This is a genomic window from Pseudomonas sp. GW460-12-10-14-TSB1 (genome assembly GCF_017349775.1).
In the GTDB taxonomy this organism is placed as follows: domain Bacteria; phylum Pseudomonadota; class Gammaproteobacteria; order Pseudomonadales; family Pseudomonadaceae; genus Aquipseudomonas; species Aquipseudomonas piscium.
This window is the reverse complement of record NZ_JACNAC010000012.1, coordinates 69,814-85,340: the sequence shown is the minus strand read 5'-3', so window position 1 is coordinate 85,340 and position 15,527 is coordinate 69,814. Positions and strand designations below refer to the sequence as shown.

At 66.1% G+C, this 15,527-nt stretch carries 17 protein-coding genes; 8 read left to right on the top strand and 9 right to left on the bottom strand.

Translation table 11 applies throughout. The annotated features are described in order from the left end of the window. Positions 1–5: 5 nt before the first annotated feature. The 4 genes from J4D52_RS10600 to J4D52_RS10585 are packed head-to-tail and all read left to right on the top strand — an operon-like array spanning position 6 to position 4,116. Positions 6–704, top strand: coding sequence for a fumarylacetoacetate hydrolase family protein (locus J4D52_RS10600; protein ID WP_102677335.1), 699 nt, complete (start codon positions 6–8; stop codon positions 702–704). Between the two features lie 59 nt (positions 705–763). Continuing rightward, positions 764–2,146 (top strand): aromatic acid/H+ symport family MFS transporter, encoded by a 1,383-nt coding sequence (locus tag J4D52_RS10595; RefSeq protein ID WP_102677334.1) that lies wholly within the window; start codon positions 764–766, stop codon positions 2,144–2,146. 30 nt (positions 2,147–2,176) lie between these two features. Continuing rightward, entirely contained in the window at positions 2,177–2,818 is a 642-nt protein-coding gene (gene maiA, locus J4D52_RS10590) for a maleylacetoacetate isomerase (RefSeq protein WP_102677333.1), read from the top strand. A gap of 41 nt (positions 2,819–2,859) precedes the next feature. Then, positions 2,860–4,116, top strand: coding sequence for a 3-hydroxybenzoate 6-monooxygenase (locus J4D52_RS10585; RefSeq protein ID WP_102677332.1), 1,257 nt, complete (start codon positions 2,860–2,862; stop codon positions 4,114–4,116). 11 nt (positions 4,117–4,127) lie between these two features. Here J4D52_RS10585 and J4D52_RS30515 read toward each other — a convergent pair whose 3' ends face one another. After that, positions 4,128–4,424, bottom strand: coding sequence for a cation:proton antiporter (locus J4D52_RS30515; RefSeq protein WP_025810439.1), 297 nt, complete (start codon positions 4,422–4,424; stop codon positions 4,128–4,130). 192 nt (positions 4,425–4,616) lie between these two features. Between J4D52_RS30515 and J4D52_RS10570 the strand changes: the two genes are divergently transcribed. Beyond that, positions 4,617–6,203 carry a serine/threonine-protein kinase gene (locus J4D52_RS10570; RefSeq protein WP_102677343.1) on the top strand — a complete coding sequence of 529 codons (1,587 nt, stop codon included), beginning with the start codon at positions 4,617–4,619 and terminating at the stop codon, positions 6,201–6,203. 310 nt (positions 6,204–6,513) lie between these two features. Here J4D52_RS10570 and J4D52_RS10565 read toward each other — a convergent pair whose 3' ends face one another. The 6 genes from J4D52_RS10565 to J4D52_RS10540 all read right to left on the bottom strand — a co-directional run bounded on the left by J4D52_RS10565 (position 6,514) and on the right by J4D52_RS10540 (position 11,987). Next, a complete protein-coding gene (locus tag J4D52_RS10565; protein ID WP_102677331.1) occupies positions 6,514–7,347 on the bottom strand; it encodes an enoyl-CoA hydratase/isomerase family protein in 834 nt (277 codons plus the stop codon). A 124-nt stretch (positions 7,348–7,471) separates the two neighbouring features. Continuing rightward, positions 7,472–8,755, bottom strand: a complete 1,284-nt coding sequence (locus J4D52_RS10560) for a cation:proton antiporter (protein ID WP_102677330.1) — start codon at positions 8,753–8,755, stop codon at positions 7,472–7,474. Positions 8,756–8,767: 12 nt separating this feature from the next. Further along, positions 8,768–9,211 (bottom strand): thioesterase family protein, encoded by a 444-nt coding sequence (locus tag J4D52_RS10555; RefSeq protein ID WP_009049433.1) that lies wholly within the window; start codon positions 9,209–9,211, stop codon positions 8,768–8,770. After that, positions 9,201–9,989, bottom strand: a complete 789-nt coding sequence (locus J4D52_RS10550) for a glutathione S-transferase family protein (protein ID WP_102677329.1) — start codon at positions 9,987–9,989, stop codon at positions 9,201–9,203. Before J4D52_RS10550 ends, J4D52_RS10555 begins: the two co-directional genes overlap by 11 nt. Further along, a complete protein-coding gene (locus J4D52_RS10545; protein WP_102677328.1) occupies positions 9,986–10,930 on the bottom strand; it encodes a DMT family transporter in 945 nt (314 codons plus the stop codon). Before J4D52_RS10545 ends, J4D52_RS10550 begins: the two co-directional genes overlap by 4 nt. A gap of 28 nt (positions 10,931–10,958) precedes the next feature. After that, the gene (locus tag J4D52_RS10540; protein ID WP_102677327.1) at positions 10,959–11,987 is read right to left on the bottom strand and encodes a class 1 isoprenoid biosynthesis enzyme; all 1,029 of its coding nucleotides are present in this window, start codon (positions 11,985–11,987) and stop codon (positions 10,959–10,961) included. A gap of 276 nt (positions 11,988–12,263) precedes the next feature. Between J4D52_RS10540 and J4D52_RS10535 the strand changes: the two genes are divergently transcribed. After that, positions 12,264–12,824: a TetR/AcrR family transcriptional regulator gene (locus J4D52_RS10535; RefSeq protein WP_230589725.1), complete on the top strand. Its 561-nt coding sequence runs from the start codon at positions 12,264–12,266 to the stop codon at positions 12,822–12,824. Positions 12,825–12,837: 13 nt separating this feature from the next. Here the strand turns inward: J4D52_RS10535 and J4D52_RS10530 are convergent, their stop codons facing one another. Continuing rightward, on the bottom strand, positions 12,838–13,761 hold the full coding sequence (locus J4D52_RS10530; protein ID WP_102677326.1) for a LysR family transcriptional regulator: 924 nt from the start codon (positions 13,759–13,761) through the stop codon (positions 12,838–12,840). A 94-nt stretch (positions 13,762–13,855) separates the two neighbouring features. Between J4D52_RS10530 and J4D52_RS10525 the strand changes: the two genes are divergently transcribed. Then, a complete protein-coding gene (locus J4D52_RS10525; protein WP_016703264.1) occupies positions 13,856–14,251 on the top strand; it encodes a heme-binding protein in 396 nt (131 codons plus the stop codon). Between the two features lie 35 nt (positions 14,252–14,286). Continuing rightward, entirely contained in the window at positions 14,287–15,066 is a 780-nt protein-coding gene (locus tag J4D52_RS10520; RefSeq protein WP_102677325.1) for an SDR family oxidoreductase, read from the top strand. Between the two features lie 129 nt (positions 15,067–15,195). On the opposite strand, the gene J4D52_RS10515 is transcribed toward J4D52_RS10520, so the two are convergent. Next, on the bottom strand, positions 15,196–15,483 hold the full coding sequence (locus J4D52_RS10515; protein ID WP_102677324.1) for a barstar family protein: 288 nt from the start codon (positions 15,481–15,483) through the stop codon (positions 15,196–15,198). Between the last annotated feature and the right edge of the window lie 44 nt (positions 15,484–15,527).

Sequence of the window (15,527 nt, the reverse complement as noted above, 5' to 3'; positions counted from 1 at the left end):
CGACCATGACTCATGTCGTTACCCCGCCTGCCATCACCGCGTTGCCGATCAATGGCAGCCGCGACACCTTTCCCGTGCGCCGCGTCTACTGCGTCGGCCGCAACTATGCCGCCCACGCCCGGGAGATGGGTTTCGATCCGGATCGCGAACCGCCGTTCTTCTTCTGCAAGCCGGCCGATGCGGTGGTGCCGGTACAGAACGGGCAGACCCTGGAGCTTGCGTACCCCGCCGAGACCAGTAACTACCACTACGAAATCGAGCTGGTGGTGGCCATCGGCAAGGGCGGTCGCGACATCTCCCGGGAACAGGCCAACGAGCACGTCTGGGGCTACGCCGTGGGCCTGGACATGACCCGCCGCGACCTGCAGATGCAGGCCCGGGAAATGGGCCGGCCCTGGGAGCTGGGCAAGGCCTTCGACCAGTCGGCGCCGATCGGTGCCCTGACCCCGGCCGCGCAGCTGGCTGGCCTGGAACACGCGGTGATCTGGTTGCAGGTCGACGGCCAGGACAAGCAGCGCAGCGATATCGACAAGCTGATCTGGTCGGTGCCGGAAACCATTGCCTACCTGTCGCGTTTCTTCGAGCTGCAGCCGGGCGACCTGATCATGACCGGCACCCCCGAAGGCGTCGGCCCGGTAGTGGCCGGCGAGCTGATGCTGGGTGGCGTCGAATCCCTGGGCGAGCTGCGCGTGCGGGTTATCTGAGCCTTTTCCTTCCTTGCTGATGCGGCCCGGGCGCAGGTCCGGGCCGCTGGAGTTCGATCATGTCTTCCACTGATAACAACAACAGTGTGGATGTACAGGATTTCATTGACCGGCAGCCGGTGGCGCCGTTCCAGTGGCTGATTCTGCTGTTGTGTTTCCTGGTCACCGCGCTGGACGGGCTGGACACCGCCGCGGTCGGTTTTATCGCCCCGGCCTTGCGTGAGGAGTGGGGGCTGAGCCCGGCCCAGCTCAACCCGGTACTGGGCGCGGCGCTGCTCGGGCTGATGCTCGGCGCCTTCGCCGCGGGGCCGCTGGCCGACCGCCTGGGGCGCAAGACCGTGCTCTTGTGGTCGGTGCTGTTCTTCGGCGGCTGGAGTGTCGCCGCGGCCTTCGCCGGCAACCTGGAAACCCTCACCGTGCTGCGCTTTCTCACCGGCCTGGGGCTGGGCGGGGCGATGCCCAACGCCATCACCCTGACCTCGGAATACTGTCCGCAACGGCGCCGTTCGCTGATGGTCACCAGCATGTTCTGCGGCTTCACCCTGGGCTCGGCCCTGGGCGGCGTGGTCGCGGCGCACCTGGTGCCGCTGCACGGCTGGCGCAGCGTGTTGCTGCTGGGCGGGGTGCTGCCGTTGCTGCTGGTGCCGGTGCTGATCTGGTGGTTGCCGGAGTCGGTGCGCTTCCTGGTATTGCGCAAGGCCCAGCAACGCGAGCGGGTCAGCGCTATCTTGCGGCGCATCGGGCCTTTGCCCGAGGGCTGGAACGGCCGCTTCGACCTGGGTGACGCGGGGGTGGTCGGGGCCAAGCCGGTGTCGCCGGTGCGGCTGATCCTGCGCGGGCACCTGAGCCGCGGCACCTTGCTGCTGTGGTCGGCGTTTTTCATGAGCCTGCTGATCATCTACATGATGACTAACTGGCTGCCGCTGCTGATCAAGGACACCGGCCTGAGCCTGAGCCAGGCGGCGCTGATCAGCGCGATGTTCCAGATCGGCGGCACCCTCGGCGCGGTGAGCCTGGGCGCCAGCATGGATCGCCTCGACCCCTGGCGGGTGCTGACCCTGGCCTATCTGTGCGGCGCGGGTTTCCTCTGGGCCATCGGCCAGTACTACCAGTCGTTCTACCCGCTGGTGCTTTGCGTGGCCGGCATGGGTTTCTGCATCAGCGGCACCCAGGTCGGCGCCAATGCCCTGGCCTCGGGTTTCTACCCCACCGCCAGCCGTGCCACCGGGGTGGCCTGGGCCCACGGGGTCGGGCGCATCGGTTCGATCACCGGCACCCTGGGCGGCGGGGTGATGCTCAGCCTGGGCCTGGGGTTCAACGACATTTTCAGCCTGCTGATGGCCCCGGCGCTGATCGCCGCCGGGGCGATGTTCCTCATGGGCCGCCGTTACCGCGCGGCACCGGCTGCGCCAGCCTTGGTCGAGGCCCCGGCGCAGCCCTGATTTCTTGTTCGATGTGCCAGGAGCGCAGCTATGCAGCTTTACAGTTTCTTCAACAGTTCCACTTCGTACCGGGTACGCATTGCCCTGGCGCTCAAGGGGCTGGCGTTCGATTGCCTGCCGGTCAACCTGCGCCAGGGCGAGCAGCGCGCGGCGCAGTACCTGGAACTCAATCCCAGCGCCAGTGTGCCGCTGCTGGTGGACGACGACGGGACCAGTCTCAGTCAGTCGCTGGCGATCATCGACTACCTGGATGCCTTGCATCCCGAGGTATGCCTGATTCCCCAGGAGCCCCTGGCGCGGGCGCGGGTGCTGGAGGTGGCCAACCTGATCGGCTGCGACATCCACCCGATCAACAACTTGCGGGTGCTGGCCTACCTGCAGAACCGGCTGGGGGTGAGCGTGCAACAGAAAAACGATTGGTACCGACACTGGGCAGAGCAGGGCATCGAGGCCCTGGAAAGCCTGTTGCAACGCCATGGCCAGGGTTCGTTCTGCTTCGGCGAACAGCCGACCCTGGCCGACTGCTGCCTGGTGCCCCAGGTGGCCAACGCGCTGCGCATGGGCTGCGACCTGGAACGTTTCGAACTGACCCTGGCGATCCATCGGCATTGCCTGGGTCACCCGGCGTTCCAACGGGCGGCTCCGGACCGGCAGCCGGACTACATCCCCTGATTTCCATCCCCTGACCGCATCGCATCACAGAGGTAGCGTTAATGAACCACGAAAAACAACAACAAAAAGTCATCATCGTCGGTGGCGGCATCGGTGGCCTGGCCGCCGCCCTGGCCCTGACCCGCCAGGGCATCCGCGTACAACTGCTGGAACAGGCCGAACAGATTGGCGAGATCGGCGCCGGCATCCAGCTCGGGCCCAATGCCTACGCGGCCCTGGATGCCCTGGGCGCCGGCGAGGCGGCGCGACGCCGTTCAGTGTTCACCGACCACATCATCATGATGGATGCGGTGGACGCCGGCGAAGTGCTGCGCATCGATGTCGGCGTGGCGTTCCAGCAGCGTTTCGGCAACCCCTATGGGGTGATCCACCGCGCCGATATTCACTTGTCGATCCTCGAGGCGGTGGAGCAGGACCCGCTGATCAGCTTCCAGACCTCGACCCGGATTACCAGCATGGACCTGCAAGGGCCCGGAGTGACCCTGATCGACCAGCATGGCCAGCGCTACCAGGCGGACGCGGTGCTGGGCTGCGACGGCGTCAAGTCGGTGGTACGCGAGCAACTGCTGGGCGATACGCCACGGGTGACCGGGCATGTGGTCTACCGGGCGGTGGTCGACGAGCAGGAGATGCCCGAGGAACTGCGGGTCAACGCCCCGGTGCTGTGGGCCGGTCCCCGTTGCCACCTGGTGCACTACCCATTGCGTGGCGGCCAGCAGTACAACCTGGTGGTGACCTTCCATAGCCGCGAGCAGGAAGAGTGGGGCGTGCGCGACGGCAGCAAGGCCGAGGTGCTGTCGTACTTCCAGGGCATCCACCCGAGCCCGGCCCGGCTGCTGGAAACCCCCAGCTCCTGGCGCCGCTGGGCCACCGCCGACCGCGAGCCGGTGGCGCGCTGGGGCCAGGGCAACGCGACCCTGCTCGGCGACGCCGCCCACCCCATGAGCCAGTACCTGGCCCAGGGCGCCTGCATGGCGCTGGAAGACGCGGTGACCCTGGGCGAAGCGGTCAGGGCCTGCGGCCACGACCTGCAGGCGGCGTTCCGCCTCTACGAATCGGTGCGCATCCCCCGCACCGCCCGCGTAGTCTGGTCCACCCGGGAAATGGGCCGCCTCTACCATGCCCAGGGCGTCGAACGCAGCGTGCGCAACAGCCTGTGGGAGGGGAGCAGCCAGGCGCAGTTCTATGATGCGGTGCAGTGGTTGTATGGGTGGAATGTCGATAATTGTCTGGGGGCGGGGGTAAACGGAGGGCGTAGATCGCCGTTGTTTAAGCCGCTGCCTGAGCCCCGCAGGTAACGCCGTAACCCTCAATCCCTGGTCAACCCCGGTGTCTGGTCCGGTGCATCGCTGCGCAGGTCCGGGTGGTCGCGTTCGCGGAAGCGGCGCAGTCCTTCCAGGGTTTCCGGCTGGTGGATGGAGCGGTTGAAGCACTCGGTTTCGATGCGCAGGCCGATCTGGAACATCAGCAGGACCAGGCCGATATTGCCCAGGGTCTCGATGCCCAGGCGGATGGCCGTCGGAAAGACCGCCGTATGCCACTGCGCGCCGAGGACCAGCAGCAGGCAGGGGCCCAGCAGGGTGCCCACGCAGATTTCGCCGATCACCCGCGACTGCCCCTTGGGGAGGGGCGCGGGGCCTGTGTCGCTATCGCTGCCGTGCTTACCGACGGACGGCGGCAGACGGCGAGCCGGGAACTATCGGAAAAGTTCTAAAATCAGAGACTCGATCCGATGGGTGACATTCGGCCCGACAGTATCGGCGATACCCCCAATCAGCGGCTGCGCACGGATTCTTTCATGGACGAACGATTACCCGAAATACCCGGCTATAGCCTGCATAGCCGGCTTGGCCAAGGCGGGATGGCCGAAGTCTACCTGGCAACCCAGGAGTCGCTGCACCGCAAGGTGGCGGTGAAGATACTGCTCAATGCCAATGACGAGGCGTTCAGCAAGCGCTTCATCCGCGAGGGACATATCGTCGCCTCGTTGCACCACCCCGCCATCATCACCATCCACGACATCAACAGACTGGCCGATGGCCGCTATTACCTGGCCATGGAGTTCGTCGGCGGCGGCGACCTGGCCCGGCACAAGGGCGAGGTGTTCGAGCCGAGGCGCGCCCTGGATATCGTCCGGCAGATTGCCACCGGCCTCGCCGTGGTGCATGAGCAGGGTCTGATCCACCGCGATATCAAGCCGGCGAACATCCTCTTCCGCAGCGACGGCACGCTGGTGATCACCGATTTCGGCATCGCCAAGGCGCTGGAGATGGACAGCGAGCTCACCGGGCTCGGCATCGCGGTCGGCAGCCCGGCCTACAGCAGCCCGGAACAGGCGCAGTGCCAGCCGCTGGATATCCGCACCGACATCTACAGTCTGGGCGTCATCCTCCTGGAGATGCTCATCGGCACCAATCCGTTCCGCGGCGCCAGCTATACCCAGACCGTGATGAACCAGGTGCAGATGCCGCCGCCGAGCTTGCCGGCGCACATCAGCCCGTACAAGGCGGTGCTCGAGCGGATGCTGGCGAAGGATCCCAACCAGCGCTTCGCCGACTGCCAGGCGCTGCTGCAGGCACTCGATGAGCTGGACCAGCCAGAGCAACCGGACGAGCCCAGCGAGGTGGAGCTGGAATCTACCCGCTTCGCGCCGGCCCTGATCGATCCTGCGCCGCCCCAGGCCGAGGCCGAGCCCGAGCCCGCCCGCCGGCGCAGCCCGAACAGGCGCCTGGCGCTGTGGGCACTCGGCAGCCTGCTGCTGCTCGGCGCTGCCAGCGGCACCGGCCTGTACCTGCAGCCGCGGATCGAGATCGCCGAGCTGCTGACACGTGGCGAACAGCGCCTGGCGGCGGGCCAGCTGGTCGAGCCGGCGCAGGACAATGCCGAGTATTTCTTCAACCAGGCCTTGCAGCTCGACGAAGCCAGCGAGGAGGCCCGGCAAGGACTGCAACGGGTAGCCGCGGCGCGGATCGCCGGTTATCGGCAACTGGCCGAGCAGCGCATCGCCGAAGAACACCTGCTGGAGCCCGAGGATGACAGTGCGGTGTTCTATTACCGGCAGATACTCGGCCTGGCGCCGGGGAACGCCCAGGCGCTGGCCGGGTTGGACCAGGTGGCGCTGCTCTACGCCGAGATGAGCAAAAGCGCGTATGCCAAGGGCGATCGCGACCTGGCGCGGGCCTATATCAAGCATGGCCTGGAAGCCCGTCCGGACAGCCCCGAACTACTCGCAATCCGGGACCAGTATGAGAAGCGCACACGCAGTGGCCAAGCGCCGCGCCCGTCCGCCGCGCCGCCTTCCCCGCCGCCCTCGGCACCTCAATCGACCGACAAGCAGGCGGAACAGCCGAATGGGTTCAAGCGCCTGTGGAACAGGCTCTTTTGATGTGGCCAGGGCACGCGGAGCCGATGCCGAGACATAAAAAAGGCTATGTCCCAAATTACCTGGGCTGGCGCCGCATGCTGGAACCTTATCAGTAGGGCATTCGACCGGTTCACTGCATCCGGGAGGCAGTCGGGCGCACCCTGCAACAGGCTATTGGGACATAGCTTTGATAGCGGTTTTTTCCCAGAACTCTTGGTCAAAGGTTTGACCCTACAGCGTCATGGAGCTGCCCTTGGTTGAACCTGTGAAGCCGTATTTGTTTGCGCTGTTTGCAGCCGATGCATGAGCCGCACCGGTGACGCTATGGCCCTCAATCCTTGATCAACCCCGGCGTCTGGGCCGGCACATCGCCGCGCAGGTCCGGGTGGTCGCGTTCGCGGAAGCGGCGCAGTCCTTCCAGGGTTTCCGGCTGATGGATGGAGCGGTTGAAACACTCGGCTTCGATGCGCAGTCCCTCGGCCAGGGGCTGGCCGTAGCCGCGGATGAGCGCTTCCTTGTCCGAGCGCATGGCGGGCTGGGGCAGGGTGCAGAGCAGGTGCGCCAGCTCCAGTGCCCGTTCCAGGGAGCGGCCCTTGGCGACGACCTCGTTGACCAGGCCGATAGCCAGCGCCTCGCTGGCGGAAATGACCTTGCCGGTGAGGATCAGCTCCAGCGCCCGGCCCATGCCGACGATGCGTGGCAGGCGCTGGGTGCCGCCATCGCCCAGGCCGATGTTCCAGCGGCGGCAGGTCACGCCGAAGGTGGCGTGCTCCTCGGCGATGCGCATATCGGCGAAGCAGGCCCACTCCAGGCCGCCGGCGTAGGCCACGCCGTTCACCGCAGCGATCACCGGTTTGTAGATATCCGTCCAGCGGCTCGGGCCGATGATCCCGGGGCGCTCGCCGCGATTGTGCGCGGCAATCTCGTCCGGGGTGGTGGGCACCAGGTCGAGCGCCGCCTTGAGGTCGCCGCCGGCGCAGAAGGCCTGGTCGCCGGCGCCGGTGATGATGGCCACGAGGGCGTCCGGATCGTCGCGAAAACGGCTCCAGGCCTCGATCAGTTCCAGGTGGGTGGTGGGGCCGATGCAATTGCGTTTCTGCGGCCGGTTGAAGCGGATGATCCTGATCGGTCCCTGGGTTTCGTAGTCGATTTCGCTAAAGGCCATGGCCGCCGCACCTCCTGTGGTTGGCGAGGGATATCCATTGCCAGGCCAGGCTTTCGGGCACAGGCAAGGCACAAGCTGCGAGTGTAGCTTGTGGGGTTTCCTTGCCTCCCCGGTCGGTCGATGGTTAGCGATCGGAAGTCTGCAGCTCGCCTTTCGCCAGGGCGGCCGGGACGGGCCCGGTCCTGGCCAGGCGCCTGAGCAACGGGGTGGTCATCAGGGTGGTGGCGATGGCCACCATCAGCAACAGGAAGAACGCGCTCTGAGAGATCAGCCCCATGTCCAGGCCCACGGAGAGCACGATGATCTCGATCAGGCCACGGGTGTTCATCAACACCGCGACGCTGCGCGAGACCTCCACGGACAGGCCGGCCAGGCGTCCGGCGAGGTAGCAGCCGAGGGTTTTACCCAGCACCGCGGCGACGAAGAAGGCCAGCAGCCACAACCAGCTGTCGAGGGGCGCCAGGGCGCCGAGGTCCATCTTCAGCCCGGTGGCGGCGAAGTAGAAGGGCACCAGGCCGATGTTGACGAAGCCTTCCATGTGGTGGTGCCAGTGCTGGCGCTGCTCGCGCAGCAGCCAGCCGGCGATCAGCCCGCCCAGGGCGCTGTGCAGGCCGATCAGGGTGGTGATCCAGCCGCACAGCAGGGCGGTCGCCAGCATCAGCGCCATGCTCATGTCGGCGGCAGGGGTTGCGCTGCGTGTCGCGAGCAGCCGCGTCAGGGCGTGCAGCAGCGGGCGCAGGCCCCAGCGGGCGAGGACGAGGAACAGGACGATAAAGGTCAGCTGGCGCAACACCCCGAACAGCGAGCTGTCGCTGCTGGACAGGGCGACGATGAGGGTCAGCAGCACCCAGCCAATGATGTCGGTGATGGCGGCGGCCGCGATGCCCACCGTCCCGGCCAGCGAATGCTCCAGCCCCAGGTCGCTGATGATCCGCACCAGCACCGGCAGGGCGGTGATCGACAGCGCGATGCCGCAGAACAGCACGTAGCCGAGCCGGGGTTGGGCGGGAGCCAGGGCGCTGTGGGAGAGCAGCCCGACCATGGCCCCGAGGGCGAAGGCCAGGATCACCCCGCCGCCGGCCACCGAGAGGGCGGAAAAACCGATCTTGTGGTTGCCCAGGTGGTTGCTGTCGAAGCGCAGGCCGATCTGGAACATCAACAGGACCAGGCCGATATTACCCAGGGTCTCGATGCCCAGACGGATAGCCGCCGGAAAGACCGCCGCATGCCACTGCGCGCCGAGGGCCAGCAGCAGGCAGGGACCGAGCAGGATGCCCACGCAGATTTCGCCGATCACCCGCGACTGCCCCCAACGGGCCAGCAGCGCGCCGCACAACTGGCTGGCGATGATGATCACCGCCAGCTGGAAAAACGGCAGGGCCGAGAACAGTTGCTGTAGCGTCGACATGGCGTCCTCCGCCTATTTCACCGCGAACGAATCCGCGGCCGTGGTCAGGGCGCCCAACCGGCGCCGCGCCTCTTCGCCAAAGGGTTTCGAGCGCCGGCTCTGGGCATCGATCTGCACGATCACGGTGGTGGCCAGGGCCGCGCAGCGACCGTCCTGGAACAGCGCCTGTTCCAGGGTCATCGAGCTTTTGCCGAGGGTCGCGACCCGGGTGCCGATCTGCACCGTGCCGGGCCAGCGCAGTTCGGCGCGCAGGTCGAGCTCCAGGCGCGCGATGACAAATTCGCTGCCGGGTTCGGCGAGCGGCGCGTGCGGGTCGTAGATGATCTCCACCCGCCCGGTTTCCAGGAAAGTGGCGAACACCGCGTTGTTCACATGGCCCTGGCGGTCGGTATCGGCATAGCGGATCTTGTCCGAGGAACGGACGGCGAAGTCGTGCAGGGCGGGATCATTGGACATGGCGTGCTCCAGTCTCGAGGGGGGAAGCCAGGGTTGCCGCGCGCGCCAGCCCGCCAAAGGCGTCCAGCAGGCGTTCGCGCCAGGCATGCAGGATGTCGTTGGGTGCCAGCAGTTCTTCGCCGCTGGTGCAGCGCGCCCACATGAACATGCCGAACACAGAGTAGTCGGCGTAGGCCGGGGCCTCGCCGGCCAGGAAGGGCTGGCCCTTGAGGGTCTGGCGAAGCGGGGCCAGGACCTGGCGCAACTGCTCCAGGTGCTTGGCTTGCGGTGCCACCAGCTGTTCCAGCGAGGTGCCGAAGTGCGCTTCACGGGAGCTGCGGAAATATTCGCGGTCCTCGTCGGCCAGTTGTTCGTACACATCCAGCAGGATGATACGGGCCACGGCGGGCAGCAGCATGCTGTCGGCCCAGCGGTTGACGAAGCCCGCCAGCGCGATGGCGTCGCGGCTGCCGAACAGGGACGGGCGCTCGGGGTAACGCTGCTCCAGGTGCAGGGCGATGCGCCAGGAGTCGCTGATGCTCTGGTCGCCATCCACCAGCACCGGAACCGCGCCTTGCCGGGAAAAGGCGATGCGCGCCTTGTCGCTGAAGCGCCAGGCGATGCGCTGGCTTTCCAGCCCCTTGTGGGCCAGGGCCATGCGGGTTTTCCAGCAGTGCGGGCTGAAGCGCAGGTCCGGGTCGGCGCCGGCCAGTTCGTAGAGGGTCAAGGGTGCGCTGCTCATGCTTGCTTTTCCTTCGCTGTGGACTGTGGTTGCGCTCCGCTCATGCAGGTCGCTCATGGCGTGGGGCCTGGTGGCCTGGGTGTCGGCTGGCCGATGGCGCCCGGCAGCGGGCGCGGGCGTTGCGGCAGCAGGCTCAGGAGCATGCCGGCGGTCACTACCAGCAAGCCGGCGATGGCAGTGCTGTTCGCGCGCTCACCCAGCAGCAGGGCGGCCAGTACCATGGCCGTGCCCGGCACCAGCGCGGCGAACGTGGAGCCGAGCGACGCACCCAGCAACTGTACCGAGCGGCTGTAGAAGAACAGCGCCACCGTCGACACCAGCAGGCCCTGGTAGACCACCTGGATGCCGATATCCCAGAGCGGCGCCTGGAGAATCCGCAGCCCGCGGCCGGCCAGGTAGACCGGCAGGTACAGGACCATCGAGCACACCGAGACGATCGCCGTGGCGTGCAATGCATCGCTGCCGGACCATTTCGACACCAGGGTATAGATCGCCCACAGCAGGCCGCCGAGCAGGAACATCAGGTAGGCGTAGGGCGAGGCCTGGGCCCTGGCGAAACTGTGCCAGCCGGCCAGCAGCACGCCGCCGATGATCAGCGCGGTGCCGGCATTCGCCCGGGCGCCGAGGCGGGTGCCGAACAGCCGCGTGCTGATCAGGATCGACAACAGGATCATGCTGCCGGGGGTCACCACGGCGAACAGCTCCACCGGGGCCAGGGCCAGCCCCTGGGCCACCACCAGCATGTACGGCGCACCGATGCCGACGACCATCAGGCCGATGCTTGTCCAGCTCAGCCCCCGGCGGCCATGGCGGACCAGGTACGGCAGCAGGATCAGCCCGGAGACGCTGTAGCGGATGCAGGTGATGTCGTAGGCATCCAGCGGCGTGCGGGTCAGCCCCAGCCGGGTGACCACCGGGAATGCGCCCCAGATCAAGGCCGCGGCGAGGCCGCACAGAATGCCGGCCCAACGCTGTTCGGGACTGACGGAGAGCGTCATGGCGGGTCCTCGCTGCGGCGTCCCGGGGCTAGCGGTGGCCGATCTTCACCGAGCCGGCGTTGCCGCGCTTGCGCAGGTAGGCGTACTCGAGGTCGTTGAGCAGCATCTGCGCCCGGTTGATGTGGCGCGAGGCGTAGTTGAGGCTGGTGAGGAAGTGCGCCAGCTCCTCAGTCTCGGCGAAGTTGCCGTTGTCATGGGCGACCTTGGAGAGGTCCAGGTTGCGGCGGTTCTCCAGCTTGTCCAGGTAGTCGATGTCGATCACCCGGAACGCCGCGCCGATGCTCAGGCCACGGGCATTGAGCACCTTGTGCCATTCGAAGGGCGGGTTGATCAGCACGTCGCCCGGCTCGACGTAGACGGTGTCGGCCTCGTAATCGCCGCCTGGCGCTTCGCGGCCGCTGCTGGTCTCGAACATCAGGTCGTAGTCACGGAACTGGTCGCCCAGTTGGGGCGGACGGGTGCTCCACTTCTTGGTGCCGGCGATCATCACGAAGATGTTGAGGGTGGGGAAAATGTGCCAGTCGCTGCCCACCGCGCCGCGGGCCGGCTCGCCATATTCCTGGGTGCTGTAGCCGAGGAACATGTGGCCGGTGACTTTCCAGGCGTCGATGCTGAACCAGGGTTTGCTGAAGACGTGCTGCTTGACCAGGTTGAAGGCGTCCTTGCCCCACTCGTAGGGGTCGTTGTAGCTCGAGGAAATCGTGCCCAGGTGCGAGTAGACGTCGAGGTTGTGGGTGAAGATGTCGTCGAGGAATTCCTGCCCGGTGCCGACGCGGCCGGTGACGTAGTTGTAGTCCGAGGCGCCGTTCTCGTCGCGCATCGACACCGGCTGGTCGCCGGACTTGACCCGCCATTGCAGGTTTTTCCCCGAGCCGACCTGATCGAAGAACGACCGCTGCGCGAACTCCTCGCCGATGGGCGCGAGTTTGCGCAGCAGGGCGGGTTTGGTGAACCCCTCGGTGAAGCGCTCGACCTTGTCGCGGGTGAGCTCGCCCTTGTGCTCGGCGGGCTCGATGACATTGATGTAGCCATACTGGATACGACTGTTCGAAACCATTTCGAAGACTCCTTTTTCCTGACGTAAAAAGAGAAAACCGCTCGCGCCCACGACCGCTGTCAGCGGGCGTGACTGCGCAGTTGAAGCCGACTTCCTTCCGTGGCGCGAAACGAAAGTCGTGGACCAGTACATCAAGCATGCTTACCGCACAGCACCTATCGGCTATGATTGACAGGTGTGTCAAAGATCGCAGTGTTGGTATCTTTGACAAGGTTGTCAACAATTATGTGAGCAGTGATTTTTATGGCGGGTGTCAGGCAGTTTGACGAAGAAAAAGTGTTGTCGGCGGTCCTTGATGTGTTCTGGCGCAAGGGCTGGCAGTCCACCTCCATGGCCGACCTGGCCGAGGCGGCCGAGGTCCAGCGCGGCTCGCTGTACCACGCCTATGGCGGCAAGGAGGCGTTGTTCCTGCTGGCGTTCGAAGCCTACGCCACGCGCTTTTTGGGCAATGCCGCCAAGGCCCTCGAGGCCCCGGACGCCGAGACCGCGCTGCGGCGGTTTTTCCAGGTGGCGATCAGCAACATGACCAGCGGCACGCCGGCCAAAGGCTGCCTGACCACCAAGACGGCCACCGAAGCCGATACCATCGGCCCGCGCATCCAGCAACGCTTGCGCGACCTGCTGGACGCCCTGCAACTGACCATCAGCACCGCGCTGTCGGCCGAGCAGATCCAGGACGACCTGGTCCTGGCGCCGGCAGAAGCCGCGCAAGTGCTGGTCACCTTCACCCGCGGGCTGGCGGTGATGGAGCGCATCTATCAAGAACCGGAGCGTTTGCGCAGCACCGCCGATTGCCTGGTGCGGATGCTGGTGCCGAGCGTCCAGGCGCGGGCCTAGGCCTTAGGGTGGCTTACCGGACGTCACGTCCGAGCGACTGCTTCCAGTCCCGCAGCACCTCGATCAGGGCGCGCAGCTTAGGCGGGACGTGCCGGCGGTTGGCGTAGTACAGCCACATGGCCGGCAGCGGTTGGCAGGTGCCGGGCAGGACTTCCACCAGCTGGCCGCTGGCGAGGTCGGCGGCGATCCGTTCGCGAATGAACACATGGGCAATGCCCACACCGGCACGGGCGGCCTCGATCACTGCCTGGGTGTCGGTGCTGATAAAGCGCCCGGGCACATCCAGCTTCACCTCGTGCTGGCCGTCGTGCAGGTGCCATTTGTGCATCTGCCCGCTGCTGGGAAAACGAAAACGCACACAGGAATGCTGGCGCAGCTCGTCGATGCTGCGCGGTGCAGGGTGGCGCGCCAGGTACTGCGGGCTGGCCACCAGGGCGCAGTGCAGCGGCGGGGTGATCTGCACCGCGTGCATGCCCGGGTGCAGGGCGTCGGCCAGGCGGATACCGGCGTCGAGCTGTTCCTTGACGATGTCCACCAGCTGATCTTCGTAGCGTATTTCCAGGGTGACCCTGGGGTAGCGCTGGAAGAAGTCCTCGAGCAGCGGGGCGACGATCAGGTGCTTGGCCATGTGCAAGGCACTGATGCGCAGATGCCCCGAAGGTTCGCCCTGGGTTTCCCCCAACTCGTCCCGGGCCTGCAGCAGGCTGCGGTAGCCGGCTTCGCTGCCTTCGTGAAAACGCTGGCCGCTTTCCGTCAGGCTGACGCCGCGGGTGGTGCGATGGAACAGCCTGGTCTGCAGTTCGCTTTCCAGCTGGTTGATGGCCAGGCTCACGGCTGCCGGGGTTACGCCCAGCACGGCGGCGGCACGGGTGAAGTTGCCGGTCTCGACCACCGCCATGAAGAGGTGCAGTCCGGCCAGTGGATCGCGTCGGCTCATTGTTAGGAATACTTAATAGTCTTGTAGGGAGAATGCGGATTCTCTTAAAGCTACGAGCTTCATAGACTCTTTTCAACCGCAAAGGAGTCCCGCCATGCACTGGCCCGTCACCCTCAAACCCGCCCGGCAGATGCTCGACAAGGGCATCGCCAAAGCCATGCAGATGCAACTTTCGGTGTGCATCGCCATCGTCGATCAAGGCAGCAATCTGCTGGCGTTCGTGCGCATGGACGACGCCGTGCCGGGGGCGATCGACCTGGCCCAGCGCAAGGCCCGGACTTCGGCGCTGTTCCGTACCGCCAGCGCCGAACTCGGCGCCTTGTCCGGGCCGGGGCAGTCGCTGTGGTCGATCGAGCAGAGCAATGGCGGCTTGACCAGCTTTGCCGGCGGCCTGCCCATCGTCGATCAGGCGGGGCGCTGCCTGGGCGCCATCGGCGTCTCTGGCGGCACCGCGGTTGAAGACGAAATCATCGCCCGGGCTTGCCTCTGAGCTCTGGCCACCGACATTTTCCTGGAGAACCCACAATGTGCAAAAAACGTATTCTGGTCACCGGCGCCGGTTCGGGCTTTGGTCGTGCGGTGGCGCTGCGCCTGGCTGCCAATGGCCATGAAGTGATCGCCGGGGTGCAGATCACCCCGCAGATCACCGAGCTGCGCGAACTCGCCGACAGCCTGGACCTCAAGCTGCGGGTGGAGAAGCTCGACATCACTTCGGCCCGCGACCGCGCCTATGCCTGGCAATGGGACATCGACGTGCTGCTGAACAACGCCGGCGACGCGGAAACTGGCGCCATCGCGGAAATCCCCGTGGATATCCTGCGTTCCCAGTTCGAGACCAACGTGTTCGCCAACCTGGAGCTGACCCAGGGCTTCGTGCGGCAGATGGTCGAGCGGCGCAAGGGCAAGATCGTCTTCGTGTCGTCGATCGCCGGCCTGCTCACCGGGCCGTTCACCGCTGCCTACTGCGCCTCCAAGCATGCCCTGGAGTCCATCGCCGAGGCCCTGCACATGGAGCTGGCGGAGTTCGGCATCCAGGTCGCGACCATCAACCCCGGGCCGTATTCCACCGGCTTCAACGACCGGATGATGGAGACCTGGAAAAGCTGGTACGACCCGCAGAAAAACTTCACCGATCACTCCGGGCTGAAGTTCCCCTTCGAGCAATACGACCCCGAGGAAATGGTGGCGAAGATGGTCGAGGTGGTGGAGCGCGACGGCGGGCCGTTCCGCAACCTGCTGCCGGCGCACTTCGTCGACATCGTCAAGCAGGACCAGCAGGATGCCTGGACGCGCCAGCAGTCGTAGGTGCGCCTGCCGATCCCTTGCGGTCCCCAGGCGCATCCGCTGGAAGTGCCGGAGGACATGCAGGGGTTCGAGGCCGGCGTGGAGGAGGGCAATGGCATCAAGGAACGGTATGTTGCGTTGGCGTGCTGTTCAGCCGAACGTTACCTGCGACGCGAATTCCGGATAGTGGATTGTCATCTTTTCCAGGCATTGCCGCAGCAGCCGGGCATCCCTCGGCAAGCGCGTGGCCAGCCGGTCCCAGCCATGAAGTTGCAGCTGCACGGGCATTTCCACCAGGCCGGTGATGGCGTCCCAGAAGGCGTCCCAGTTGGCGCCGTACCAGTCGGGAAAGCCCAGGGCGTCGCGCAGGGTGGCGTGCAGTTCGGCGGTGCTGGCCACCGCGCTCAAGTCAATGTCCACCCGCTGTAGTCGGGTCATATCATGCACCTGCAAGATTTCTGGCGGCGCAGGATAACCCGGCT

What these genes read in the sequence shown, in the direction of transcription:
- maiA (WP_102677333.1), top strand. Translation starts at nt 2,177, where the DNA reads ATGCAGCTTTACAGTTTCTTCAACAGTTCCACTTCGTACCGGGTACGC.
- J4D52_RS10545 (WP_102677328.1), bottom strand. Translation starts at nt 10,930, where the DNA reads ATGACGCTCTCCGTCAGTCCCGAACAGCGTTGGGCCGGCATTCTGTGC.
- J4D52_RS10530 (WP_102677326.1), bottom strand. Translation starts at nt 13,761, where the DNA reads ATGAGCCGACGCGATCCACTGGCCGGACTGCACCTCTTCATGGCGGTG.
- J4D52_RS10585 (WP_102677332.1), top strand. Translation starts at nt 2,860, where the DNA reads ATGAACCACGAAAAACAACAACAAAAAGTCATCATCGTCGGTGGCGGC.
- J4D52_RS10560 (WP_102677330.1), bottom strand. Translation starts at nt 8,755, where the DNA reads ATGTCGACGCTACAGCAACTGTTCTCGGCCCTGCCGTTTTTCCAGCTG.
- J4D52_RS10555 (WP_009049433.1), bottom strand. Translation starts at nt 9,211, where the DNA reads ATGTCCAATGATCCCGCCCTGCACGACTTCGCCGTCCGTTCCTCGGAC.
- J4D52_RS10515 (WP_102677324.1), bottom strand. Translation starts at nt 15,483, where the DNA reads ATGACCCGACTACAGCGGGTGGACATTGACTTGAGCGCGGTGGCCAGC.
- J4D52_RS10550 (WP_102677329.1), bottom strand. Translation starts at nt 9,989, where the DNA reads ATGAGCGACCTGCATGAGCGGAGCGCAACCACAGTCCACAGCGAAGGA.
- J4D52_RS10525 (WP_016703264.1), top strand. Translation starts at nt 13,856, where the DNA reads ATGCACTGGCCCGTCACCCTCAAACCCGCCCGGCAGATGCTCGACAAG.
- J4D52_RS10520 (WP_102677325.1), top strand. Translation starts at nt 14,287, where the DNA reads ATGTGCAAAAAACGTATTCTGGTCACCGGCGCCGGTTCGGGCTTTGGT.
- J4D52_RS10570 (WP_102677343.1), top strand. Translation starts at nt 4,617, where the DNA reads ATGGACGAACGATTACCCGAAATACCCGGCTATAGCCTGCATAGCCGG.
- J4D52_RS10595 (WP_102677334.1), top strand. Translation starts at nt 764, where the DNA reads ATGTCTTCCACTGATAACAACAACAGTGTGGATGTACAGGATTTCATT.
- J4D52_RS10600 (WP_102677335.1), top strand. Translation starts at nt 6, where the DNA reads ATGACTCATGTCGTTACCCCGCCTGCCATCACCGCGTTGCCGATCAAT.
- J4D52_RS10540 (WP_102677327.1), bottom strand. Translation starts at nt 11,987, where the DNA reads ATGGTTTCGAACAGTCGTATCCAGTATGGCTACATCAATGTCATCGAG.
- J4D52_RS10565 (WP_102677331.1), bottom strand. Translation starts at nt 7,347, where the DNA reads ATGGCCTTTAGCGAAATCGACTACGAAACCCAGGGACCGATCAGGATC.